Genomic DNA, 1,051 nt, shown 5'->3' on the forward strand with positions numbered 1-1,051 from the left:
TGGGGTCCCTGTGGGAGCGGGTTTACCCGCGAAGAGGCCCACAAGGTAGAATGCCGCTTTTGCCAGCCTGCGACCCACCATGACTTCCCCGATTCACACCTTGGAGCAGCACCTGCTCGCCGCCCTCGACCCTGCCCCGCAGGAAACCCGCCGCCTGTTCCATGGCCGTGGCCGCTGCTGGGCAGGCCTGGAGCAGGTCACTGTCGACTGGCTGCAAGGCGTGCTCTCGGTAGCCCTCTTCCGCGAGCTGCCCGAGGGCCAACTGGCCGAACTGGAAGCCATGCTGCGCAACCTGGCCCAGTGCCCGCAATGGGCCGGCCAAGCCATCCTCATCCAGCACCGCTACTTGCCCGACAGCCCTGGTCAGTGGCTGCTGGGTGAGCCGTGTCAGCAACGTGAGGTGGTCGAGGACGGCCTGTCCTACTTGCTGGACCTGGGGGTGCGGCAAAATATCGGCCTGTTTCTCGACATGCGCTATGGCCGCCGCTGGGTGCGCGAGCAGGCGGCGGGCAAGCGCGTGCTGAACCTGTTCGCCTACACCTGCGGCTTCTCGGTAGCAGCGATTGCCGGGGGCGCCGAGCAGGTGGTGAACCTGGACATGGCCAAGTCGGCGCTGGCACGGGGTCGGGACAACCACCGCCTCAATGGCCATGACGCATCGCGGGTGGCGTATCTGGGGCATGAGCTGTTCAAGTCGTGGGGCAAGGTGCGCAAGTACGGGCCTTACGACCTGATCATCATTGACCCGCCAACCTTCCAGCGTGGCAGCTTCGTGCTGACCCAGGATTACGCGAAGATCCTGCGGCGTTTGCCAGAGTTGCTGAGCGCCGGTGGAACGGTGCTGGCGTGTGTCAACGACCCGGCGATCGGGCCGGAGTTTCTGATCGAGGGGATGGCTGAGCAGGCGCCATCGCTGGCGTTTGTCGAGCGGCTGGAAAACCCGCCGGAGTTTCCGGATGTGGACCCGGCCGGGGGGCTCAAGGCCTTGGTATTCCGCCAGACCTGAAGTTGCCAGTACCGGCCCTATCGCCGGGGAGCCCCCAACCACCCA

General features: G+C 65.7%; 1 protein-coding gene. It reads left to right on the plus strand.

What is annotated here, in order from left to right:
- Positions 1 to 79 precede the first annotated feature (79 nt).
- Complete coding sequence (locus ACK1VC_RS10630) at positions 80 to 1,006, plus strand: class I SAM-dependent methyltransferase (RefSeq protein ID WP_016488382.1); 927 nt, start codon at positions 80 to 82, stop codon at positions 1,004 to 1,006.
- Positions 1,007 to 1,051: the final 45 nt, after the last annotated feature.

The organism is Pseudomonas sp. XP2, from assembly GCF_053557975.1.

What these genes read in the sequence shown, in the direction of transcription:
- ACK1VC_RS10630 (WP_016488382.1), top strand. Translation starts at nt 80, where the DNA reads ATGACTTCCCCGATTCACACCTTGGAGCAGCACCTGCTCGCCGCCCTC.